A 22,929-nucleotide genomic window follows, 5' to 3' on the forward strand; every position below is an offset into this window, starting at 1 on the left:
ATCGACCTCAGTTTACGGTAGAGACGTTGTATATAACGTCTCTACTGCTAGTAAGAAAAAGTCAAGCGACTAAACTTTAACTTGCTTGCGCCGCAGCAGTGCCGAGAGAACAATAAGTCCCGCAATTGCTGAAGGTTCGGGCGTGGAAACTGGTTTTGGTGCCGTCGCATCAGGTTTGGAGGCGGCTCCCCAAATATAACCATTTAAGCCCGATATGTTCCTTAAAGCCGTTCCTGCTCCCGTATTTAAATCGAGGGCGAGTTGCACGCCATTATCGGTATAACCCAATAGCGTCCCGCGATCGTCAAAAGCTAAGCCATAAACATTTCTAAAACCAATACTCCCAATTCTCGTGGATGTGCCATCGCGCGCAATTGTTAAGAGAATATCGCCAATTGAACTCGAAGAAGTCGCCCAGAATAAATCGCGCGCTGCATCAAAAACAATGTCTCCACTACTTGCAAATGCAAAAATACTTGCCAAAGTTGAGGCTCTCCCGGTATTAAGATCGAGCGAATAAAACTTATTTCTACCCGTTCCGTATAAGCTTCCATCCGTGCTAAAACCCAACCCATTGAGAGAGTCGCCAAGCTCACCGACGTAGCGAGTTATTCCAGTATTTAAATCTACGGAATATAGCGAGTAAAAATCAATTCCCCATAGGTTTCCATTAGGATCCAGAGCAATATCTGTGAATCTTGGAGTCGAATACAGGCGAGTATATTGACCCGTTGTGTCATCAATCGTACCCAATTCCCCTCGAGCGGTTGAGACATAAAAGGTTCCTGCTTCAGCAGCGGCAGACCATCCCACTGTTGCTGAAAGTGCCAGCAGCAGACCAGAAAATATTTTCTTCATTGCGATTAAAAAACTTAAAAATCTATCTGTTTTTTTATAATTTTTATTTGTCTAAAGTAATAGATAAAATTTTCAACTTTACAAAAACTTTAATTTCATCTTGTTTTCAGTCCTCGTATCAAGCAACGACAACGTATCTAAAGTCAAGTTGTTTTTATAAAAATTAATAAGTTATTATCAAAAAATAATCTATTCTGAAAGAGAGATTACTGAAAAAAGTCTTTTTATACTCTTACGTGCGGACACCCAATGTTTTCCTTTGGAATCGAACACGAAGTAGCGTTCCTTAACGCTCGGGGGCAATTTGCAGATTTTACCTGCACTCAATTTCAAGAGTTCGATCGCATCATCGAACAACTCCCGACCTATACCGAGGACTACCCACAACTGCGGGTTGGCGATGCGGGGATCAAGAAAAAACGATGGTATATCGAGGGAATAGAGCGCTTTTCCGAAGCGGGAAAAATGGTCGCCTGCGTCCCGAAAGGGATCGAGATTCGCACAACCATTCATTCCACGATAGAAGGAGCGATCGCGGAACTCGAAGAAAGTTTTGCTCGACTGCGCGAAGTAGCGCTCCAGCACGGTTTTACCCCCGTTCTCATTAGTTTTAACCCTAATTACACGAGCTACGAACCGCAACCGCCCTTCAATCGCTACGAACAAGCTAGAAGAGAAAGCTCGCCGGAAAAACGAACCGAGTCAATCCCCATGCTTACTTACGGGCCGGATCTCAACCTTTCCATTGCCGGGATGCCGAAAGAGGGCGCGATCGATATCGCGCGCAAACTTACTTACTACAGTCCTTATATTGTCCCGTTTAGCTTCAGTTCGCCCTTTTACGACGGGCAGTTGTGGGAAGGACTGTCTGCGCGCACCTATTTGCGAACGGGCGCAAGACCAGCGGCGATGGTTTTTTTGGAATTTCCAGAAGATTTAATCAGTAGTGACCCTTCTTTAACCAAAATCGCGCGCCTTCCGGCAGAAGTGGGCAGAATTGAGTTTAAAGCATTCGATAGCTGCGACGATTTCCAACTTTATGCCGCCCTCCTCACGCTCTTAAAAGGAATTGCCCTCGATCGCAGCCTTCCCGGACGAGCGACAACCCCCGATCGCGAATTGCACCAAATCTCCGCCCTGCAAGGCTTTGCAGATGCAAAAATTTTCGACACGGCAACGCAAGTCTTGCAAGCCGCAGAACAGGCATTAGAGGGAGATTCCCAACTGTTGCAGCCCTTGCACGCCCTCCTCGAACGGCGAGAAACCCCCGCCCATAGACTCTTGCGCGCTTTCGAGCAATTTGGCAGCGTAGAACAAACGCTCAAACACACTTATCGGTAATTCAATTCCTTAAACTATGCAACGAGTTGCGATCGCGCCCCAACAGCGACAAGAGGACGCGATTTTCCTCACCCCCGAACAACAGCACTATTTATACCGCGTCTTGCGCTTAGCGGCGGGCGATCGCTTCCTAGCAATGGATGGATGCGGGAAAACTTGGATTGCTCAGTTAGAAGATACTACTGCGAAGATTATCGATCGGCTCGAGGTTAAAACCGAACTGCCCGTCGCCGTAACGCTGGGGATTGCGCTTCCTAAAGGCAATGCGTTTGACGATCTCGTTCGCTGCTGCACCGAACTGGGCGCTGCTGCGATCGTACCGCTGCTAAGCGATCGCGTCCTCCTCAATCCCAGTCCCCAAAAACTGGAACGCTGGCGGCGTATTATCCGGGAAGCGGGCGAACAGTCCGAACGTCAAATTTTACCGACGTTAAGCGCGCCGGTTCGCTTCAACCCCGATTGGTTGCAGTCTTGCGCCCCTGTCGCTGGGCGCTATCTCTGCGTTGCCCGGGGCGAATTTCCGCATTTGTTAACTTGTCTGCAAAGCTCGCTAAGATTGGGAGAGGTGGAGGAGATCGCGATCGCAACTGGCCCGGAAGGCGGTTGGACGGTAGCGGAAGTGGAAAGCGCGATCGCGGCTGGATTTCAACCCGTTTCCCTCGGCAAGCGCATTCTCCGCGCTGCAACTGCCCCGATTGTTGCCCTCTCTATTCTTGCCGCCGCGATTGAATAGGCGATCGCAGGTTAACCTAAAATCCCTTAAAACCGCGCGATCGAATTAATTTAAAAAATACTGCCCATCTTACTATCTATATCAATCAAAAATATGCTCGACGAAATTGCCCAAGCCCTTCAACTCGGAGACTATAAAACTGCCATTCGACTGCTCAAACCTTTAATCAAAACCGATCCAAACCATCCGAGGGTACAGTTTTACGCCGCACAAATTTACGAAGCCCAAGACAAACTCGACACCGCTCGAGGACTTTATCGCAAGTTGCTCGCCACAACCACTAATATCAAACTAATTTCCCAAGTTCGCCAAGGCTTACAACGGATTGAAACGATAGAAACCGAACGTCGCGCGCAAGCTATTTCTGATGCGAAAGCAGCGGTAGGAGGAACGGAACCGGGCGTATTAATTTTAGAGCCGATCGCCTCAGAACTCAAAAAAGAAGCCGCCCAAAAATTTGCGAAAATCGTTCAACTCGATCCTTATATCGCGCGCTTGCAATTGCCGAGTCGCGGTTGGCGTTTATATCGAACTGGCGCGCTTGGCGAACTGCACTATCTCGCGTTGGAGTTAAATAAGGCTCAAATTCCTTGCTTTAGCGAGTCGTTACCCGCTTTAGAAAAATTGGAAGTTTTAGAAGTTCATCATTTTATCTCTGCAAGCTCAGAAATTGTCGCGCGCTGCCAAAATCAAGCCGGACATCTTGGAACGATTTCCTTTCAAGCTTCAGAAATTAAACAGTGCGTTGAAGGGCGTTTACCTCTGTTTGAATCCGTGGTTACGGTGGATGCAAAACATCAACTCCAGCGCAAAACCCAAACTCAAGATTACGTTCATTTCTGCGATTTGCACTTATTGGAGCGAAACTGCGTGCTGAGAATGTGCGATCGCAACTACCAATTCCAGCAAGGGATTGTTTCGATTCCTGCTTCAGAACGCGATCGCTACGGAACGGTAAGTAATAGTTGGCAGCACCTCATGCAGTTTATCCGAGAGAAACTACCCCACGCAACCACTTACTCTGACTTTACACCCTTCGCCGAAACAGCCCTCGGTTTTCGGGAAACGCTCAATCGTATTTCTTCTTGTATTAACCTCAAGCGACGCAAAGAAACTCCCTGGGATGGAGCTTTTCAGCTTTATAGTACCCTAGCCTTTTTGCGAGCTAAAAAGGAACGGGGCGTTATACCAATTAAAAATTAAAAATGAATAGTGAATAATGAATGGGGAATGGTTAATAATAAACACTTAAACGACTGTTAGAATTTCTCTCTCACCCCGTCTCCTCGTCTCCCCCTCTTCATTATTCATTATTCACCCCCCCGTCACCCCGTCTCCTCGTCTCCCCCTCTTCATTATTCATCATTCATTATTCATTATTCACCCCCCCGTCACCCCGTCCCCTCGTCCCCTCGTCCCCTCGTCCCCCCGCCAGCCTTAACTTAGGTCATTCAACCGGATTTTATATTACCGCGCGCTAAGCCAACCTTTCTCAATTTTTTAATCATCCCCAACTCGAGTTGGTCGCTCTCACAGAAATCCCAGGCTAGAATAGCACTAGAATTCCCTAGAGATGCGGCAAAGTTTCCGATCAGCCTCGCTCATTTGATTCTAGTCGAGATCGACAGTCCAAAGATTGATTTATCTCTATTGACAAATTAATCTTATCTTCCTCAATCTGAGTGAGGGCTTGACGGCAAAGGCAAAGTTTAAGTTATCCCGACTGGGACAATTGATGGGGGAAGCGTACCTCCCTCGCCCGAGAACCGTCCTATTTTGCTAGCCTCAATCTACCATTGCCCTTATGACAGTACAATCCCCATTAGTTTGTCCTTATTTAAGCTTCCCCATTGCTTGTAAAGAATGCGTCAAAGTCGAAAAACAATGGAATGTTAAAAGACTTGTTGATGACTTAAATGAAGTCAAATGCCAATCCCTCACTAAAAGTGAAGTTTGTTGGTTGCGACTGTTGATTTATGGATTAAGCCCAGAAGAAATCGCTCAAAAACTTTCCCTGACAAACAGTCACATCAAGTCTGCTTTGTCCACCAGTATTTACCGCTATGTTGAAAGCTTGACCGAACGCGAACTCAAAAAATATAGCCAAGTTAGGCTATTTTTACAGGAGGAAGATAAGTACGAAAAAGTCGAGTTTGAATTAGTCATCAGTCGAAGTATCGAGCTATCGGAAGCGGAAACCGAACGATTAAAGTCTGTCATCCAAAAATTGGGTATTCAATTTCCCATTGAATTCAGAGTTGTAAAAATTGATGAGAACAAAAACAATGACTCCTAACGAGCTACACAATCTGGTTTTAAAATTTGAAGGCAGCAAAGAAGACTACGAACGCTTACTCGCTTGCTTCCAATCGGGCGAGCTTGAAAGTTTGCTCCAGCTTCCCGTTGAAGAAGTTCGGTTAGTTAGCGCGCCCTCAGAAACAACAGCACCCACAACCGCGATCGCACAATCATTGGAAACCGTCCCGCAAATCTTACAACGAATCTATAACTCTCTTGAATCTGGCTGGCAAAGTATTGAGGCGCTACTTGCCCCAGAATCCCCAACCTTAGCGGCAGGCTGGAGAAGCGCGCCCCCCCTACCGACTCAAGTTTTAGAACTGAAAGAAGCGCGAAGCTCGCTGACACCATCCGAAGGATTTATGCGATGGATTAATTTAGATTTACCCGAAATTAATCGACAAATTATTTTAATTGTTGCGCTGATGCCGGGAGAGTCCCCGCAAGAAATCGATGCTTTAATTGAAGTGCGTCCCACCCAAGAACAAGCATTTCTTCCGCCCGATTTACAGTTAATGGTCATTGATTACAGAGGCTCGGTTGTTTTATCCGCCCGCGCAGAAAAAGCCGATCCGAGAATTAGCTTTGCCCTTACCGGGACAGTTGGAGAACCTTTTGAGGTTAAAGTAAAATTGAATGACTTTAGCTATTTGCAAGAGTTTCCGCTCTGAGAGAATGAGTCCTTCCCGTTTCAGACTGCCCGGAGAAAAGACGCGATCGTGACGACAGATAAACTGGTTGAATTAACCTTATTGCACGCTCTCGATGGCGGTTTTGGAGCAACTGTAAAAATTCGAGAAGAGAACGGAACCGACTTAGGTGGAGCGGAAGGAAGGTTGTCCCCGCCTTCCTCAGAATTACTGCTTCAGTACGAACGCTGGCAGTCAATGTTACATCGTTTAGCTCTCCCCGGAACGCTGATTAAAGGGAAAGTGATTAGCAAAGGAAATGCTAGCATCGAGCAACAATTTGGCGATCGCCAGCGACAGCGATCGCGGTGGTGTAAGGATTGCGATCGCGCCGCGATCGAACTCGGAAAATTAATGAATTCCTGGCTCGAACAATCGGAATTCCGCCCGATCGCAAGTAAATTAAGCGAAACCGTTTCTCTTAGCGATCGCGTTCGGGTATTAATTTGTTCCTCTCACCCTCAAGTTAAAAAGCTCCCTTGGCATCTTTGGGAATGGCTCGAGCGCGAAGGTCGTCAAGCCGAAGCAATTTTGAGTACCACCGACAATCAACCGCAAGAAAGCGCGCGCCGCCAAAAAGTTAGAATCCTGATTATTTTAGGAAAATCGCCGGATATCTCGCCGGAAAACGACCTTAAGATTTTAACCGAGACTTTGGGCGATCGCGCCGAAATTCTGCCGCCCTTAGTCAGTCCCAATCGACAAGAAGTGAATCGTCATTTATGGGATACAAATACTGATATTCTTTTCTTCGCCGGTCATTCTCAAACTGATGAAGAAAGCGGCAAATTTTATCTCAGTGAAACCGAGTTTATTCGAGTTGAAGACTTGAAATATGCCCTGCAAGAAGCGCGTAAGAATGGCTTGAAGTTAGCGATTTTTAACTCTTGCGATGGGTTAGGCTTAGCGCGCGAACTCGAAAGCTTATATATTCCTAACTTGATTGTCATGCGCGATATCGTCCACGAACGAATCGCCCATCAATTTTTAAGCGATTTTTTAAAAGCTTTCGCGATCGAGCAAAAGCCGCTGCATTTAGCGGTATTGAAAGCGCGGCGACGGTTGCAAGGGTTAGAAGCTGAATTTCCGTGCGCGAGTTGGATGCCGGTTATTTGCCAAAATTCCTCGGCAGAAGCGCAATATTGGCAAAATTGGGCGCTTGCACCACCCCGCGCCCGTCCTCGCCCGCTTCGCTATCCCGTCCTTGTGGCTAGCGCGATTGCGACCTTTTCCATCGTGTTAGCGCGATCGCTCGGAATCCTCGAACCCCTAGAACTGAAAGCCTACGACCATCTAATGGCGATGCGCCCGCCCGAACCTCTCGACGAGCGCATTTTGGTTGTCGCCGCCGATGAAACCGATTTAAAGCGGTACGGAACGCCTTTATTGAGTGATGCAACCCTCACGCAAGCGTTGCTTCAATTAAAGCAACATCAACCCCGCGCGATCGGTTTAGATATTTTTCGTAGCGACAATTCGCCAACTCAATCGGATCTCGCCAAATTTATTACGACTGTTCAAAAAAATAAAAATTTTATTCACGTTTGCTCCCAAATAATTCCCCCCTTATCAAAATTTTCAGAGCAACAATTACAAGAACAAGTCGGTTTTGCCGACTTTTACCCCGACGAACGCGATAATATTGTCCGTCGCCAACCTCTGTGGCTTACTCCCCCTTCGACCTCCGACTGTCCTAATTCCTATTATGCCTTCAGCCTTCTCTTAGCACAGCGCTATCTAGAAGCCGAAGGAAAATTGATTAGCTTTAAAACCGGCAACTTACAATTTGGTACGACTATTTTTAACAAGTTAGCTTCTCGTACTGGCGGCTACCAGCAACTTAACGGAGAAAGTGGCGAAATACTCCTGAATTTTCGCGCGCCCGATCGCAACGGTCAAATTGCGAAAACCGTTTCCCTCCGAGACATTTTAGACGATCGCGTAGACCCCAAATTCATCAAAAATAAAGTCGTTCTGGTTGGCGTAACCGACCCAAAACTTCAAGACGATCGCGACACTCCCTACGGCGTAAAACGCGGACTTTGGATTCACGCGCAAATGGTCAGCGCCCTGCTTAGTGCGGTGGAAAATAACCGCAAACCGATCTGGGGTTTACCTCAACTTCCCCCTCAATGGGGTAGCCTTCAATGGGGCGATGCGCTGTGGATTTTCGCTTGGTCTTTCCTCTCCGGACTACTTGCCATCAAAGTGCGATCGCATTGGGTTCGTCTCTTATCCGGCTTCATTCTCCTTGGCGTTTTATATAAAATATCGCTGGTAATCTTAACAGCAGGCGGTTGGATGCCGCTAGTTCCATCGCTTCTCTCGATTATAATAACCGGATTAATCGTCAACTACACGCTCCTTCAATTAAAACAAAAATAAACTTGATAACAATGAAAAAATTATTAACAATATCTCTGGCTTTAACTCTCCCGAATTTTACAATCCTACCCGCTTTTACCCAATCTTTACCCACACCGCCTCCTGCACCGCAACCCTCTGGCAATCCCGTTCCAGGAGGAACTCATCTCAGAGAGACCGCAATCCCAATTTTGAGAGAAATTGGTTCGGATGCTGCCGTAGAAATCCTTCAGACAATATCTGGAACCCGTTCTCCTGTCAAAAAAGTTGCATTTTCTGATGGCGAATGGATAATTTCAATTACCGAGAATAAAGATGACCTTATTTACTCTGAGGTTAATCTTAAAACGCGCAGTAGCCTGACACTGAGGGGGGCAAGCATTTCAACCGACGGCTTGCACCAGCTTTATCATTGGAATAATGGCGATTATCGCTATCAAGTTACATGGCAACCGAGCGAACCACAAGTTATTCGCCTTCAAGTGTTTGATGGTAGTGGAAAAGAACTTCTTAATCGTCTTCTTAATAAAGTTATATCGGATTAATATACTGATAACCGATCGCCGCTTACGGTTCGATGCTCTAGGAGTTGCTGTTACGAACAGTACGTTTAAAATAGGACTAAATAACCCTAACATTAACTCCGCTTTTTGATAAACACACTTTCAAAAATAAAGCAATAACCATGAAAACAAAATTAACGATTGCTCTCACCTTAGCGATCGCTAACTTCACCCTCCTTCCCGCTTTTGCTCAACTCTCAGACAAGCCACCATCCGCACCTCCGCCGCGCGGCAATCCCACCCCCGGAGGAACATTTAGCGGTATATCCTGTAGCAAACCCCCTAAACCGATTAATGCCTTAATCCCTCAAAAAGACCTCGAACCGTTCCTCGTCGGTCAAGGATTAACCACCTCAGAACATCCCACTTTCTGGGTTTACAGTCCCTACTCCTCCGAAGAAACAATTACTGCAAAATTCTCGCTGCACGACCGCAGGGGACGCGCGCTTTATCGCACGACCTTTAACCTACCGAAAACCGCCGGAATTATCCGCCTTCAAGCCCCCACTGAAGCAAAATATGCTCTCGAACAAGAGCAGTTTTATCATTGGTATTTCTCCATTCAATGTACTGCTTCTGACGCTACGCTTCACGATTTAATTGTCGATGGCTGGGTGAAACGAGTTGCGGTAACGCCAGAAACCGAAGCAGAAGTTAACGCCGCCCAACCCGAACTTTGGTACGATTCCCTCACCCGACTCGCAAACCTCCGTCTCGCTTCCCCCCAAGACGAAGCCCTCAAACAGGATTGGAGTAAATTGTTAACCTCAGCGGGGTTAGAAACCCTCATAGAAGAACCATTGCTCGAACCCGTCGCCAGAAACGATTAGAACGTATCTCGGTTTTTATAGATTGGCTGAGGTTAGAGAGCGATCGCGTAACATTAACCATACCTCCCGTAGGGGCATTGCACTGCAATGCCCTCACTGCCGCTCATTTTTCTCCTCTGTAGGGACGTTGTATACAACGTCCCTACAAATCGTTATGCCAACCAGCAGCCCCAATCCCCAACGCGAGTTGGGTGACTTCCCCCCTTGCCCTCTGTTGTAATAACCATTGAAAGCAGTAAAGCAGAGGAAAAGTTAAATGAAATTCACTCGTTGTTTGTCTGTTATTGCAGTTGTTTCTTGCTTGAGTGCGAACTCAGTCGCCGCGATCGCCAAAACTCCAGAATCAGAAAATTCTTCAACTTCAGCAGCAAAAACCGAACCGATTTTCGTCGCAGGTTTTTTCGATTCTCTGCAACAGACAATTCAAACGATACAGCAAGTTGGTGGAATTATTCAACAACACAACCAGCAGCAAGAATTGGAAGAAGCCCGACGTAGAGCGAGCGAACAAGAGCGCTTAGAAGCCGAACGCCGCCAACGATATTTTGAAAGTCTTTCTCCTCAAGAACAAAAAGCTTATATGGAAGAACAACGGGCATTGCAAGCCCAACGCGATACCGCTGCATTACTCTTTATGATGACACTTTTCTCAGCAGTAAGCTCCGACGAACCCGCCCCAGCAAGTTCGCAATACGACTACGATGTTGAGTGTAAGACGGTGGACGGTTTGACTCGTTGTGATTAATACCATTTCCTACAAGTTTTGCACTAAATTTGTCGCCGTAGGGGCATAACACCGTTATGCCCTCTTAGGGATTCGTGCAAAATCAATAAGAATTGGTATAAGAAGGATTTCGCTTCTATCCTTGTTATCTGTTCTATTTGTTCCGATCGAGAATATTAATCATGAAAAAAATTCTTTGTACCGCCTCTCTCGCGATCGCGCTGAGTGTAAACCCAGGTGCTGCTTATGCTCAATCTAGCATAAGTCGATTTCTTCAAGAAATTGCAGTGCAAGTTCTGTCAGAAATGGCTACAGAAGCTGCGAAGCAAACTCTTATTAATATTACCCGACCTATCCCTCAAATTTCTACTTTTACAGATCGCGAATGGCTAGTAACCATTAAACAGAGCGGAGATGACTTAATCTACACGGGAGTCAATATAAAATCGCGTGATAGTATCATGCTAAGAGGAGTCAGAGTTTCGTCCAGTAGCGATCGTCGGGTTTTTACCTGGAATAATGGCGCTTACCGCTATCAAGTTGCTCAGCGACCTAGCGATCCGCAATTTGTTCGTCTCCAAGTGTTTGATGGGAGGGGTAAAGAATTACTAAATCGTAAGCTCGAAAAAGTTAATCGATAAGACAATGCAGTTTGATACAAAGCACGTGATACGGTGCGTTACGCTTCGCTAACGCACCCTACTAATGACTACTAAGAACTAACTCATTACGGAGATTTATCAATGTTAAATCGCACATTTTTTCAACCGCGCCTATCTAAAACTTTGTCGAGTGTTGCTGCGATTTCTGCCCTTGGGTTAACTGTCGCCACTGGGGTTCCTGCTAAGGCGAGTTCCATGACTTCAGTCAATGTTGAATTATCCTTGCTCGTCGATATTTCTCCCAGTATTAACAGTCAAGAATATGCCTTGCAGATGAGGGGCTATCAGGATGCTTTTACCAAGTTATCACCTTTGTTTGGTTCGGGTAAATTCGGTAGCGTTGCGGTTAATCTCATTCAGTGGGCTGGGGGAAATAGCCAAGAAGAATCAATCCCCTGGATGCTGATTGATAGTCAAGATAGTGCCGTTCGATTTGCTGACGCGATCGGAAGCTTGGTTAGACCTAATTGGTTCAGTACAGCACCCGGATCTGCGATTCAATTTGCGACCCCTTTATTTAGCAGTAATGAATATGAAGGGAAGCGTTGGGTGATTGATGTATCCGGTGACGGAGTAGAAAATTCTGGTGTTTCGACTAGCCAAGCGAGAGATGCTGCTTTAGCCGCAGGAGTATCAGCGATTAATGGATTGCCGATTAACCCAAATTACTTAAAGGATCGGGGTAAATCTAGTCTTGATATTTGGTATGAAAACAATGTTCAGGGTGGAGATGGTTCGTTTACCCTTCCTGCTTACGGATTTGAAGATGTTGGTCGGGCGCTCGAGCAAAAGCTACGCCGGGAGTTAACCGTTCCTCCCACCGAACCTCCAACATCAGTACCAGAACCAACCACAATTCTCGGACTTGTTTTAATGGGCGGTGGATTTGTTGGGCTTAAGCGTCGTCGCTCGGTTTAACCCGCTCGATTGTTGCTATTAAATTGAATCGCGACTCCAAGGATTGTAGGGGGCATAGCAATGCTATGCCCCCTAATTTTATTTAGAAAAATATCCCAACCTAGGTTGGTCGATCTTAACTTTTTAATTTGCTCTAATAAAAGAGTAAAAGCAAATCCAGCAATAACTATGGAACCTGTCTCTTTACTCGCAATTGGAATTCTTTCAACGATGTTTTTTACCCACAAGGAAAAGAAACCTGCTCCCCCTAAAAAAGACGAAAGCTTTGAAATCACGGGAATTTCTTTAATTGTGAAGAAGAAGGACTGAGTTTAGCTCGACGTTCTCAATGCTACGAACTCTTCTATGAATGACATATAGCAGTTTTTGATTGGATGAGATACATCGGACGGGCGCGAGTATTGCGCCCCTACTCATTTAAAGATTGAATTTGTACTTCACGACCCTGAAAACTTCTATAGAGTGAGGATTGGTTAGATGGCTGAATATAATGAACTCAAAAAACCATCGAGTTGGTTAGGATTTCATCGAGATGGATTAATCATGGTGCTTTTTCTCGATCTCCTCTGGACGATTATCGAGATAGGAACCACTGCAACTGTTGTGGGGATTCCCGCAATTCCCTTTATCGCTTTTGTCATGTTTGGGTTAACTTACTGGCTTGTTTATAAAAAGCAGCGTAAGTTGGGAAATAGCATGAAAATGGCAATGGTTAGAGCCTTCTTTTTAGGTGTTGTTGCCGGACTGCCTTTTTCAGTCACTTACTGGCTTATGGTTTTTGTGTTCGCAATACTCAACCAAGTTTTACCCAAAAGTCAAGGTGTATCTGTAAAGCTCCCTTCTAACGAACAGTTTAACTTAGGAAAGTTTGCAATTGAGTTTAAGGAAGTCGAACATTTATTGAAATTAGCGATCGAACAAGCCGGTAAAATCCCCTCTTCTAAAGTTGTTGACAACATTGAATTTTTGAGAGCGCGCCGAGAAATCCCCGTCGAACTGGCGAATTCTCTCGACCAACTCCGAGAAGTGAGAAACCACGTTACTCATGAGGTTGGGATAAATCCGAATGCTGAAAATCTACGATTGCTCAAAAAACTTCAAGATGAGTTAAGAGCGATTGTCAAGGAATAACAAGGTAAATAAAGGTGGGAATTACGCACCAATTAGGGCAGAGCAATGCTCAGCCCCTACAGCAAAAAATTTAGTGCATAAGGATTGGGAATTGGTATGAGGCGATGCACTTCAACTTTAATCGCCGCTTTTTTTTTACCCGACTCATCCCTGAATTTTGTATCAATTAATCGCCTTAAATAGCTCGATCTCCCAACTGAAGTTGGGTGACGCGAAGTTGGAAGATTTGCTTTAATTTAATTAGATCAAACACAATCTTGTTTTAACCTGTTGTAAAAACTTAAAGTTTGAGGGTTAGAGTGAGGAGGTAATATGAATAAGTTAGGTTTAGCGATCGCAACGACAACAGCGCTAGTATTTTGGTTCTTATTTTTTTCGAGACCGCCCGAAATCACGACAGTGAAATCTTCTCTAGGCGATTCAAGCGTAAGTTTTCCTGCCGCTCTCGCATCGAATGCCTATCGGGGAACGATCGCTAATACTTCTGTTCCTTAACTAAAGTTAATTTTCGCTGTAGCCAACGATTTCATCAGGAGAGCGAGGATCGAGAACGGGTAAACTTCTAATTCGATCGCAAATTCGCTCGACGTTGCCTAAGTTAACCGTCGTTTTCTGTGTTGGAGAACTTTGAGGTTCTTGCTGTAATAATTCAACTAATACTAATTTAAGATTGCGTTGCCTAGAATCAACTCTCCTAAATTATCAGGATAACGGTGCGTTACGCTTCGCTAACACACCCTACTTTTCATTCTATTTACCCAAGATTAACTTAACTTTAAAGCCAATTTCCGACTAAGGTATACGATGCCCAATTATAGAGCGAGTCGAAGTAAGTTTCAAACAGGGATTGTTGAGCGAGATGTAGCGCTCTGGCAGCACTAATATTATTATTTTTTAAGGCTTGATAGAACTGAATGACTAATTTGTTGGTGGGGTCAACTGGAGCAGTCCACAAGGTCGAAATCGTGCTGCCTGCGCCGGATTGGACGGCAAACCCTGCCAGTCCTAAAATGGCTCGATTATCGCCTTGCGCGGTTTCGCAAGCGCTCAAAACTAATAATTCGATCGCGTTACTGCTACTCTGGATTAATTCTTGCAAGTCGTTGGCTTTAATGAGTTCGTTGTAACCAGCGATATAGGTTTCTTCGGGGTTGGAACTGAATTTGCCGTGAGTCGCGAGATGAACGACGGAGAAGCTATCCTGTTGCAGGTGAGTTTGTAGGTTCTTTTTGGTAAAGTCGGTGTTTAAAATAATGTTGCTCGTTTCAACTTCTTTTTGAATCGGTTGTAGTTGTTCTTTGTCGATGTTTAAATCCGGAAAAGCAAATTTTCCGCTCGGCGGATATTTTTCAATTCCTCCGAGTAAAACGCTCATTGTTTGCGAGCGGGTTTGCGGTGCGATAAGTTGTAAGCTGGGCGCGATCGCGATACTATAGTCTTTTTGTACCAAGTATTCGTTGCCGTCGTACAAAATCGCCATCGGAATGTTGCGAAGTTCGCCATCGAGGACAAATACTAACGTTTCAGCTTTACCGTTCTTTTTCAACGATTCTTCAAGAGGTTGAAAAATCCAACGATAAACTTCGGCTGCAAGTTGGTTGAATTCATCGATATCGACTCCCTGCACGATTAATAAGCTGCGGAGTTGTTTGAGTTTCTTTTTCACCTCCTGCTGGCTAATTAAAGTTTCGCGATATTCAAGCGGTTGGTTGGGCAGTTTAAAGAGTAAGGCGAGACGATCTTCGAGAATAATGGGATAAAGAAGGGCGGCTTTATTTTGGGTAACTTGTTCGCTACGAGCGGTAATTTCTTCGAGGGCAGAAGTAGCATTGCTCGGCGCTGAATTTCCTAACCGACATCCTAAGAAGTTTTCGAGTTCGGCGAGTTGCAATTCGTCGATTTGTTTCATCGCTCGAAGGAGATCTTCTGGATTGGGTTTAGGAGTTGTTTGGCTTAAAATTAGATGCGCGAATTGCCGATAGAGCGGTTCGACATCATCGCGAAAGGAAAATTGAGCGTCTTTATTGACAGCAGTTAAGCTTTTGCGGATTTCTTTAAGCGTATTACTGGCGCTTTCATAGGCTGTTTTTGCACCTTGATAATCGGGCTGCTTTTGCTTGCTTAAAATTCGTCCGAGTTGCCATTCCCACTGATAAATAATTTCGATCGAATCAATTTCGCGCGCGAGTTGTAAGGCTTCTCGCGTGGCTTTTAAGGCTTCGGGATATTGCTCGGTTTGTTCGTATAATCGACCGAGATTTCCGATCGCGTAAGCAGCCGCTTTTTTATCGGCTGAGGCTTGCGCTTGGCGAACCGTTTGTTGTAAAATACTCTCGATATTCTGCTCGGAAAGCTGGGCAGAATCGTAACCGCGACTGGAAGCAATTAAACGCAAGCTACGGGCATAATTAATTTTAGCAGCAAGGGCTTCATGCGTCGGCGGTAATTGCTCGATCGCGTTCTGAATTTCGAGCAGCTTCAAGATTTCCGCTCGCCCTCCGGGACTGGGTAACTCTTTCTCAATTTCTACCAACAAACTGAGGCGGTTAAGGTTGGCTTGCAGGGTGGGAAGTTGCGAGGAAGCAGCGTAACAGGCGGTGGCTTGTTGGTAAAGCGCGATCGCTTGTTGGTAATAGGCGATCGCGCCATTACTTGCTACAATCTGCGGCGGAGTCGTACAATGATTAGGAGGGGGAATAACGACAGGTTTATTACCGAGGGTTTCAGTGCGATCGCGCTCTCGATTTCCCAGCACCCGCGCCACATTTCCCAAACTTAAAAGCGTGTCGCCTTGCGCCTGCGGGGAGGATAATTGTTGCGCGATCTCCCAATTTTGTAAAAAGATTTCTCGCGCGCTATCAAAATTCCCTAATGTTTGCAAAATATCGCCGAGGGTTTGCAATCCCGTATGCAGCAACAGAGAAGGTTGTTGCGACGGAATTAATAAGGAATTCGGCTTAGCATCGCAAAGCGAATCTTCGAGTTTTAAGGCTTGCGTTGCCGTCTGACAAGCGCGCCGAGAGAATCCCATCGCTGCCATCGCGCGCGCTTGGTTAATTAAGCTGCCCGTAATGCCAACTTCATCGTTATCCTGCCGGTAGAGTTCCGTTGCTTTCTCCCAGGAATTGAGGGCGCGATCGAACTCTCCCGTTTCGTAAAAAAGTCTGCCTTCTTCAATCAGTTTTGGAGCGCTAGCCGTTGGCATCGCTTGACTGATGAGGGCTGAATTTGCCTCAACTAAAGTTGGAATAAAACTTAAGCATAAACCAATAACAAAATAGATTAAAATAGACTGTAGCTTAAGGAGAAATGTAAGCCGTTTTCTTGCCATGTTGTCCTCCTTGATGAAAGGTCAAGTAGCGGAATTCCCCAATCCAAACGAGCGAATAAACTGCCCTGTTGCAGTTGCAATCCCAACCCGATCGCGGCGAGGGTGCTGCGATCGAATGTCCCCGTTCCCCCGCTAATCCAAACTTTACCCAACTCGAAAAAAGGGATGAGTTGTAACACTGTCTGGCGCGATGGCGAACGGTAAAGGGGAAACTGAACTTCCACCGAAGCAAACGCCCCATTATCGGCGAGGATCGCATCTTGGCGGTAGCCGCGAACGCTTCCCGAACCGCCCAGGGCGAACTGTTCGAGGGGTAAAAGCGGGCGATCGCTCAGTTGCAAGTTGCCGCGCAGCAGTAAGATCGTATCGGGCGCGAGAACCCGCAGCCAGCGCGCTTCCCCCTGCCAAGCGAAAAAGCGACTGTCGGGGGCGCTTTCGTTAATCGTCGCACCAAAAGCCCCCAATCCGAGGCTAAATTGCGATCGCGCGCTCAAAACTTCCTGATTATCCCGCTGCGTATATTCCTGAAAAAATCGCAGCACGGAAATTCTCGTGCGTCCCTCATTATCCGCCCCCACAGACAAGGGAAAAGGAAAACCGAGTAAAGTAGTTTCGCTTTCTCGCCTCTCCGCCGTTACCCCTACCGCCAATTCTTCGATCGATCGCGCCGAAGCCCGCTGAAAGATAGGATGGCGTAACGTTAGGTTATAGTAGCGCGCTCCCGCTTCGATATCCAAGCGATCGAACGGTTGTTCGAGAACGCGGCTCCAAGTCCGACCGTGACTTAAAATGAGAGCAGTATTGTCCGGCGCGATCGGGATGCGATACTGAGCGTCAAGGGTATGGCTGCCGTCGGTATTGGTATAAGCAGCAATCAGCCCATCCCCTAAGCCTAACAAATTCCCGTGTTCGAGTAGCAGTCGGCGTTGCATCGTCCCGGTACTGGGCGAACGATTATTATCACTCGCGATTTGCCCATTAAAAGCGCGATTCTCCTTCACTTTCACCTCAAGGCGGTTCGTTCCCGGTTCGATTCCCGCCGACAAATCCGCAGAGATGCTTTCAATTAGCGGATCGATTTGTAGCAATCGCAGGGCTTCAATTAAATCGTTACGATTGAGGGGTGCATCCGTCGCCCGTAGGAGACGACTGCGAATGTAGCCCGGATTGAGGCGTTCGGTGCCGACAATTTCGATTTCTTCCTCGCTTAAACCGTTTTCAACCACTTGAATTTGAACGACTCCCCCTTCAACTTGCACCGATTGTTCGGCAGGAATGTAGACAATCGTGCCTAAATAATCTTGGCTTGCATAGAGATCTCGAATGGCATCCCGCGCTGCTAGGATGCGATCGAAAGAAACCGTTCCCGTATAGGTGCGAGTTGCGTTCTCGAAATCTTCCGCGCTGAAAAGCGTACTGCCGATGACTTCGTAGCGATCGACTTTAATGGTTTCGGGGGCTGCATCGGGCGTGGGTGGAGGGGTTGGGGGTTCGGGTACGGGGGGCAGCGGAATTTCGGGGGGAGTGAGGGGTTGGAGGGGTTGCGAAGGAGTAGGGGATTCGGGAAAGCGATCGATTCCGCTGGGAAGGGGCGTTTGCGCGATCGCGCTGGGGCAGGCGATCGCTAAAATAATTGAGAATGCCAAAATCATCCTCATTCCCAATACTTTTCCTCCAATCTTGAGAGGATGGATCGAGTCTCGGAGTCGGTTAGCTGTGATTGAGTCATGGCGAGATTTTTCTGATTCTACAAGCCTTTTGCTGGGGGTCTATTTCGCCTGAATTTAAGATATAACTGAATTAGAGTCGTCGTACAAATTTTTCTGGAGACTAATGAATGAATAAAATTACTATAGAAGAAATTACTCAAAATTTGAACGACTATCTTCAACGGGCTAAAGCTGGAGAAAGTTTTACGATCTTTCAAGCAGACGAACCGATTGCTAAAATTATTTCTGTAAAATCGGGTGGAATCTTAGAAGCTTTTGATGCTTTTCGTTCCCAAATTATTGCAGAAGGAATCGATTTAGAGAGCGATGAAATCTTTGCTGATGTCCGCGATCGCACTCCGACTCCCGAACAACCTTGCTGGTCATGAGCGTTAAATTTCTCCTCGATACCAACATTATTTCGGAAAGTATCAAACTTCAGCCTAACGATATTTTTCTCAAACATTTTCGACAAAATCTAGAAGAAGCGGCGATCGCATCGGTGACACGGCATGAGCTTCTTTATGGATTATACCGATTGCCCGAGTCTCGGCGAAAAAAGAATTTGTCGGATTACTTAACTCAGGTCATCCAAGCAAAAATGATTATTTTGCCCTACTGTCACGCTGCCGCCGGATGGTTTGCGGCGGAACGGGCGAGACTGACTGCTTTGGGTCGAATGCCGTCATATCCGGATGGGCAGATCGCTGCCATTGCTAAGGTCAATCATTTGATTCTTGTGAGTCGTAATGTCTCAGACTTTGCCGACTTTGAAGGATTGACTCTTGAAAATTGGTTTGTTTAGAGGGGAATCAGTTCATAATTTACGCCTAATGTACATTAGAAGCCGAAAATCCCATTTTACTGTTCTTTCTCCCCTCTCCCACCGATTGGGAGAGGGGCTGGGGGTGAGGGCAGCTAATACTTTCGGATAATGCACATCAGACGTAATTTGCAATTTATGTCAAGATTTTCGCCGGGGCTAGCGCTCTAGAGAGGGCGAAAGCTATTTAACGCTCTTTGACACCCCGCGATCGCTACCAGAGAACTTGTCGGCGCGCTGCCGACGAAAACCACCGTACCGTTTGCCCCTCTCACCCAACCTTGCGCTTCGGAGATCGCAGCCGGTGCATTCTTGGGAGTAGAATCAGCAGCAGGCTCCATCGCTTCGCTCGATCGCGCATCCGACCACAACGAACTACTCCCCAACGCTTCTTGGGGATTAGGAGGCAACCCGCCGCGATCGCTCTCAATGAAACGACTGCCGCCCTGTCTGGCATTCGCTTGACAGCTTTGGGGCAAGTTGGGCGCGCCGGGACTCAAGGGCGGCGGAACTAACCCTCGGTTGGGATCGATTCCCAAGGTCAGGATATTAATCGTGCCGTTGAATCCTAACTGAGAACTGGCGGTAATGTCGCTCCGGGGCGTAAGAAAGCGTTGAATTGAAAAGCCAAAAATGCCTTGGGTAGAAATATTAATATTGCCGCCATTGCCCGCAAACGCATTCGCCGTAATGTCGCTATTCTCCCTGGGAATGGCGACGATAAAACCGGCATTAATCCCGATATTACCGCCGTTACCACCGCCACTCTGTTGCGTGCCTGCGGTGGTGGAAATTTGACTGCCGTTGCGCATTAGCAACAAGTCCTGTACCTGAATATTGCGGATGTTACCGCCATTTCCCGAAGGACTCTGGGTGGTAATCGAACCGTTGTCTAGGTAAAGGGTGCGAGCGGAGATTTGAGCGATATCGCCTGCATCGCCGGTTCCCAAGTTATTGGCACTGATAAGCCCTCGGTTAGTAATCTCGATACTCGGTGCGGCGAGAGAGATATCGCCCCCATCGCCAACGCCGCCCGGATTGACGGAAGTGGCGATCGCGCTGCCATCCCCATTTACACTCAGGCGATCGCGCGCCGCCACGATAATATTTCCCCCATTACCCTGCCCGGAACTCGAAGCCGTCACTAGAGCGCCATTGGTGAGATCGAGCGTTCCCATTGCCATGTCGATATTGCCGCCATTTCCCACCGCTCCCGAGTTAACGGAAGTTGCGATCGCGCTAGCTCCTCGACTCCCCTGCCCATCTAAAGTAACGCTATGGCTCGCACCAATCCTCACGCTTCCTGCATTTCCCCGCCCGGAAGTCTCAGCAGTCACTCGAGCGCCATTGGTGATATCGAGCGTTCCCGTCGCTATGTCGATATTGCCGCCATTGCCAACGCCGCCTGAACGGACGGAAGTTGAGATCGCGCCTCTACAACAACCTTGACCATCTAAAGTAATGCGACCCGCTCCGCGGTTCCCTTCGGGGCCGCGCGCTGCAATGGTAATATTGCCCCCATTACCCTGCCCGAAGGTCTCAGCGCTGACGAGACCGCCATTGGTAATCTTCAACGTGCCGGTCTCTAGGTCGATATTCCCCCCATTCCCCACCGCACCCAATGCCACCGAACTCGCGATCGCGCTGCTCGTGGGACCCAGAGCCACAAGGCGTTGTCCGTCCAAATTGATTTCATTACTCGCAACAACCCTCACATTTCCTGCATTTCCCCGCCCGATAGTTGAAGTCAGGATTTGAGCGCTATTGGTGATGTTCAGCGTGCCGGTCGTCAGGTCGATATTCCCCCCATTTCCTACCCCACCCAATACCCCACTATTAATCCCACTGGCTCCCATCCCATATCCATCCAAGTCAATGCGATCTTTAGCAACAACCCTCACCGTTCCTGCATTTCCCTGCCCGAAAACCGAGGTTGAAATTTGAGCGCCACCGGTCAAACTTAACGTTGGAGTTGTGACATCGAGCGTTCCGCCATTTCCTAACGCTCCCGGCGCAACCTGGCTAGCGATGCTACTCGACCCCAAACTGCCTTCTCCGGCTAAATGGATACCTTCTCTTGCCGCAACCCTCACATTTCCTGCATTACCCCGCCCCACCGTCGTAGCGCCAATTCCAGAGCCATTGGTAATATTGAGCGTCCCCGTTGTAATTTCAACATCGCCCCCATTTCCTACCGCACCCGCGATCGCTAAACTACCGATCTGACTGACGCTATAACTTCCTTCTCCATCTAAATTAATGCTATCCCTGGCTGCAACCGTTACCTTTCCCGCATTGCCCCGCCCCCCAGTCGAAGCGATAATGCCAGCGCCATTGGTAATATTCAGCGTTCCCGTTGCAATTTCAACATTTCCCCCATTTCCTACCGCCCCCGGAAGCACCGCACTCCCGATCGCGCTGGCTCCCGGGCTTCCTTCTCCATCTAAATCGATGCGCTCTCTGGCTGCAATCCGCACATTTCCTCCATTGCCCTGCCCTCGAGTCGAAGCATCAATTCCAGCGCCGCTACTCATCTCGAGCGTACCTGTTGCAATTTCGACATTTCCTGCATTTCCCCGTCCAAAAGTTGTAGCCACAATTTGAGTGCCATCGGTAAGCTTGAGACTGCCTGCCCTAATTTCGACATTGCCACCATTCCCCTCACCTCCCGGTGCGACACCACTCAGGATGATATTGCGAACGCCATTACGAGCTTGTCCGTTCGCATTGAAACTTTCGCCCACAGCGATCGCCACATTCCCAGCATTTCCCCGTCCATAATTCAACGCAAAAATCTGAGTCTCTCCCGTCACATTCAGCCGCTGCGCCGCAATCTTAATATCGCCGCCATCGCCCGTACTTTGAGGCGCAACCCCATTTAACAAATTGCTGCCTTCCAAGGTTATTTCTGTTGCATTCAGGGTAATATCTCCGGCTTTCGCGCCCGGAAACCCCCCGTTCATGATGCTGCTAACGAGCGTACTGTCTTTAATATTCAATTGACGCGCCGAAATCGCGATCTCGCCACTAGGATTTCCCCGCACCTCTAAAGTCCCTCGATTGACAATCGAAACATCGCTTTTCTCGACTCCTGACGGAAAAATCAAACTCATCAATCCGGGATTATTGGCATCTGTTGCTAAACCAATCGTTCCCGGAGCCGACAAACCGCCAATCTCAATTTTTCCGCTCGGTGCAGAGATAAAACCGTTATTCGGATCGCTGTTAATCGTACCATCGACTAAGATGCTGCCACCTCCCCCGACCAGTAAAATACTCTTACCGGAATTGACGCTTAACTGACCGCGTACTTCAATGGAGTTGGCGGGTTGCGCGACGGCGCGATCGTATTGAAAAAACGACGGTTGAATCGTTAATAAAGAAGGATCGTTCGGCACTGTCGCGTTAAAGTTTCCTCGGTTTCCAAATCCAATCGCGTTGGCGGTTGTGGCAACGAAAGAACCCCCAACAGACAACGTAGTATTAGGGCCGAAAATAATCCCATTGGGATTGATAAAAAATAAGTTGGCGTTCCCGTTTGTGAAAATAATTCCATTCAAATTAGAAGGATTGCCGCCGGTCACGCGACTGAAGATATTTGCAATATCGGAAGCGTTGTTAAAGGAGGCTATATTAGCCGCTGGCAGGGAAAACTCGCTAAAGCTGTGGAATAAATTGTTCCCCGCCCTCGTACCGCCGTTAATAATATTAATCGGCCCCAACGGAATAACGGTAGAATTATTCGGTAGCGTTGCATCGGGGATAATCTGAGCTTTCGCACTCTGCCCCCAGAAAAAACACGCCCCCAAAATGGTCAGCGCGCACTGCTTCGCACAACCCTTCAGCAGCACAACGCCACGTTCCCGCACAAGATAGCCCCTAAATCGAGTCAACATAATTCGTAATCGATCATTCGCGGTCATTGAGCTTGTCGAAATGTAGTTTGTAATGATTA

At 47.3% G+C, this 22,929-nt stretch carries 20 protein-coding genes; 15 read left to right on the top strand and 5 right to left on the bottom strand.

Annotation, left to right across the window (positions count from 1 at the left end; genetic code table 11):
- Nucleotides 1-69: 69 nt before the first annotated feature.
- Nucleotides 70-858 (bottom strand): hypothetical protein, encoded by a 789-nt coding sequence (locus H6G50_RS19835; RefSeq protein ID WP_190720231.1) that lies wholly within the window; start codon nucleotides 856-858, stop codon nucleotides 70-72.
- Nucleotides 859-1,107: 249 nt separating this feature from the next.
- On the opposite strand from H6G50_RS19835, the gene H6G50_RS19840 reads away from it, so the two are divergent.
- From H6G50_RS19840 to H6G50_RS19890, 11 genes are all read left to right on the top strand, one after another.
- On the top strand, nucleotides 1,108-2,199 hold the full coding sequence (locus tag H6G50_RS19840; RefSeq protein ID WP_190720234.1) for a glutamate-cysteine ligase family protein: 1,092 nt from the start codon (nucleotides 1,108-1,110) through the stop codon (nucleotides 2,197-2,199).
- 16 nt (nucleotides 2,200-2,215) lie between these two features.
- The gene (locus H6G50_RS19845) at nucleotides 2,216-2,932 is read left to right on the top strand and encodes a 16S rRNA (uracil(1498)-N(3))-methyltransferase (RefSeq protein ID WP_190720237.1); all 717 of its coding nucleotides are present in this window, start codon (nucleotides 2,216-2,218) and stop codon (nucleotides 2,930-2,932) included.
- Nucleotides 2,933-3,025: 93 nt separating this feature from the next.
- The gene (locus tag H6G50_RS19850) at nucleotides 3,026-4,135 is read left to right on the top strand and encodes a tetratricopeptide repeat protein (RefSeq protein ID WP_190720240.1); all 1,110 of its coding nucleotides are present in this window, start codon (nucleotides 3,026-3,028) and stop codon (nucleotides 4,133-4,135) included.
- Between the two features lie 601 nt (nucleotides 4,136-4,736).
- Nucleotides 4,737-5,228, top strand: a complete 492-nt coding sequence (locus tag H6G50_RS19855) for a hypothetical protein (protein ID WP_190720243.1) — start codon at nucleotides 4,737-4,739, stop codon at nucleotides 5,226-5,228.
- The gene (locus H6G50_RS19860) at nucleotides 5,218-5,901 is read left to right on the top strand and encodes a DUF1822 family protein (protein WP_190720245.1); all 684 of its coding nucleotides are present in this window, start codon (nucleotides 5,218-5,220) and stop codon (nucleotides 5,899-5,901) included. The genes H6G50_RS19855 and H6G50_RS19860 overlap by 11 nt, the downstream gene beginning before the upstream one ends.
- A 48-nt stretch (nucleotides 5,902-5,949) precedes the next feature.
- Nucleotides 5,950-8,304, top strand: a complete 2,355-nt coding sequence (locus H6G50_RS19865) for a CHASE2 domain-containing protein (protein ID WP_190720247.1) — start codon at nucleotides 5,950-5,952, stop codon at nucleotides 8,302-8,304.
- A gap of 11 nt (nucleotides 8,305-8,315) precedes the next feature.
- Entirely contained in the window at nucleotides 8,316-8,828 is a 513-nt protein-coding gene (locus H6G50_RS19870; RefSeq protein ID WP_190720249.1) for a hypothetical protein, read from the top strand.
- A gap of 140 nt (nucleotides 8,829-8,968) precedes the next feature.
- Nucleotides 8,969-9,676: a DUF928 domain-containing protein gene (locus H6G50_RS19875; protein WP_190720250.1), complete on the top strand. Its 708-nt coding sequence runs from the start codon at nucleotides 8,969-8,971 to the stop codon at nucleotides 9,674-9,676.
- 256 nt (nucleotides 9,677-9,932) lie between these two features.
- Nucleotides 9,933-10,421, top strand: coding sequence for a hypothetical protein (locus H6G50_RS19880; RefSeq protein WP_190720252.1), 489 nt, complete (start codon nucleotides 9,933-9,935; stop codon nucleotides 10,419-10,421).
- A 161-nt stretch (nucleotides 10,422-10,582) separates the two neighbouring features.
- On the top strand, nucleotides 10,583-11,041 hold the full coding sequence (locus tag H6G50_RS19885) for a hypothetical protein (RefSeq protein ID WP_190720254.1): 459 nt from the start codon (nucleotides 10,583-10,585) through the stop codon (nucleotides 11,039-11,041).
- A gap of 102 nt (nucleotides 11,042-11,143) precedes the next feature.
- Nucleotides 11,144-11,980 (top strand): DUF1194 domain-containing protein, encoded by an 837-nt coding sequence (locus H6G50_RS19890; RefSeq protein WP_190720257.1) that lies wholly within the window; start codon nucleotides 11,144-11,146, stop codon nucleotides 11,978-11,980.
- On the opposite strand, the gene H6G50_RS19895 is transcribed toward H6G50_RS19890, so the two are convergent.
- Nucleotides 11,977-12,255 carry a hypothetical protein gene (locus H6G50_RS19895; protein ID WP_190720259.1) on the bottom strand — a complete coding sequence of 93 codons (279 nt, stop codon included), beginning with the start codon at nucleotides 12,253-12,255 and terminating at the stop codon, nucleotides 11,977-11,979. The genes H6G50_RS19890 and H6G50_RS19895 overlap by 4 nt on opposite strands.
- A gap of 202 nt (nucleotides 12,256-12,457) precedes the next feature.
- Between H6G50_RS19895 and H6G50_RS19900 the strand changes: the two genes are divergently transcribed.
- A complete protein-coding gene (locus H6G50_RS19900) occupies nucleotides 12,458-13,111 on the top strand; it encodes a hypothetical protein (RefSeq protein ID WP_190720262.1) in 654 nt (217 codons plus the stop codon).
- Between the two features lie 312 nt (nucleotides 13,112-13,423).
- Nucleotides 13,424-13,606: a hypothetical protein gene (locus H6G50_RS19905; RefSeq protein WP_190720265.1), complete on the top strand. Its 183-nt coding sequence runs from the start codon at nucleotides 13,424-13,426 to the stop codon at nucleotides 13,604-13,606.
- Between the two features lie 280 nt (nucleotides 13,607-13,886).
- On the opposite strand, the gene H6G50_RS19910 is transcribed toward H6G50_RS19905, so the two are convergent.
- Complete coding sequence (locus tag H6G50_RS19910; protein WP_190720268.1) at nucleotides 13,887-16,442, bottom strand: CHAT domain-containing protein; 2,556 nt, start codon at nucleotides 16,440-16,442, stop codon at nucleotides 13,887-13,889.
- Entirely contained in the window at nucleotides 16,394-18,100 is a 1,707-nt protein-coding gene (locus H6G50_RS19915; RefSeq protein ID WP_190720271.1) for a ShlB/FhaC/HecB family hemolysin secretion/activation protein, read from the bottom strand. Before H6G50_RS19915 ends, H6G50_RS19910 begins: the two co-directional genes overlap by 49 nt.
- Before the next feature lie 179 nt (nucleotides 18,101-18,279).
- On the opposite strand from H6G50_RS19915, the gene H6G50_RS19920 reads away from it, so the two are divergent.
- Together H6G50_RS19920 and H6G50_RS19925 are read left to right on the top strand one after the other, a co-directional pair.
- Complete coding sequence (locus H6G50_RS19920; protein WP_190720274.1) at nucleotides 18,280-18,540, top strand: prevent-host-death protein; 261 nt, start codon at nucleotides 18,280-18,282, stop codon at nucleotides 18,538-18,540.
- Entirely contained in the window at nucleotides 18,537-18,956 is a 420-nt protein-coding gene (locus H6G50_RS19925; RefSeq protein WP_190720277.1) for a type II toxin-antitoxin system VapC family toxin, read from the top strand. Before H6G50_RS19920 ends, H6G50_RS19925 begins: the two co-directional genes overlap by 4 nt.
- Before the next feature lie 185 nt (nucleotides 18,957-19,141).
- On the opposite strand, the gene H6G50_RS19930 is transcribed toward H6G50_RS19925, so the two are convergent.
- Nucleotides 19,142-22,870, bottom strand: a complete 3,729-nt coding sequence (locus H6G50_RS19930) for a filamentous hemagglutinin N-terminal domain-containing protein (protein WP_190720280.1) — start codon at nucleotides 22,868-22,870, stop codon at nucleotides 19,142-19,144.
- Nucleotides 22,871-22,929: the final 59 nt, after the last annotated feature.

Source organism: Oscillatoria sp. FACHB-1406 (genome assembly GCF_014698145.1).
In the GTDB taxonomy this organism is placed as follows: domain Bacteria; phylum Cyanobacteriota; class Cyanobacteriia; order Cyanobacteriales; family Spirulinaceae; genus FACHB-1406.